The organism is Shewanella sairae, assembly GCF_023283535.1.
In the GTDB taxonomy this organism is placed as follows: Bacteria; Pseudomonadota; Gammaproteobacteria; order Enterobacterales; family Shewanellaceae; genus Shewanella; species Shewanella sairae.
Genome location: NZ_JAKILT010000197.1, coordinates 1 through 921, shown reverse-complemented (window position 1 = coordinate 921; position 921 = coordinate 1). Strand labels below are relative to the sequence as shown.

1 protein-coding gene is annotated in these 921 nt (G+C 43.3%); it reads left to right on the top strand.

Annotated elements, in window-relative coordinates:
• The coding region (locus tag L2748_RS24125) for a type IV secretory system conjugative DNA transfer family protein (protein WP_248957834.1) at positions 1 to 638 on the top strand (638 nt) is incomplete at its 5' end.
• Between the last annotated feature and the right edge of the window lie 283 nt (positions 639 to 921).

Below are 921 nucleotides of genomic sequence, written 5' to 3'. Positions count from 1 at the left end.
TTGATGAATTTCCATCACTGGGTAAGCTGGATATTTTGCAAGAGTCATTAGCATTCGTGGCAGGTTACGGCATTAAGTTCTATTTGATTTGCCAGGACTTAAACCAATTAAAAAGCAGCGAGACCGGTTACGGTAAAGATGAGCAAATTACCTCTAACTGCCATGTTCAAAATGCCTATCCACCTGGTCGATTAGAAACCGCTGAGCACCTTGCCAAACTAACGGGTGAAACCACCATTGTTAAGAAGCAAATATCCACTTCTAACAAGGGCGTATTTTCAACCGCGAGCACCAGCGTGTCGTATAACGAAACCAAGCGAACGCTGTTAACCGCAGACGAGTGTCAACGTTTACCTGCGCCAGTTAAGCAAGGTGAGCTTTTGGTGCAAGGGGGCGACATGATTATCTATGTAGCGGGCTACCCAGCTATCTATGGTAAGCAAATTCTGTACTTCAATGACCCAGTTTATTTGGCTCGCAGTCAAATACCAGCGCCGGAGCAATCAGACAAGCTTATTGAGCCAGTAGGTAACAGCACGATAGGCAAGATTAAGCGAGCAGACGAAGAAGGTGATACGACAAACGATACCGCACCACAAGAACCAACCAAGACTGAATCAATCGAAGACTACCTATAGTCAGCACCAAAACGGTTATCCACATTTTCAGTGGATAACCCGACTCATATCTTTGTATAAAATTCACACGCCTTAATGAACAGCAGGTAATCTAATGGAAGAAAAGCAATGACCACACTTAACGATGTTGTTCGCCACGGACAAATACTCATTACACCTATGTATTTTGATGTAGAAACCGTCACTTATACGCGAATTGATCAAGCAGTAGAAAATGAAGCGGATATTGAGTTAAACGGTATTGAAAGCCTAACGTTTATCGAGCTTATCGAAGCAAATCCGA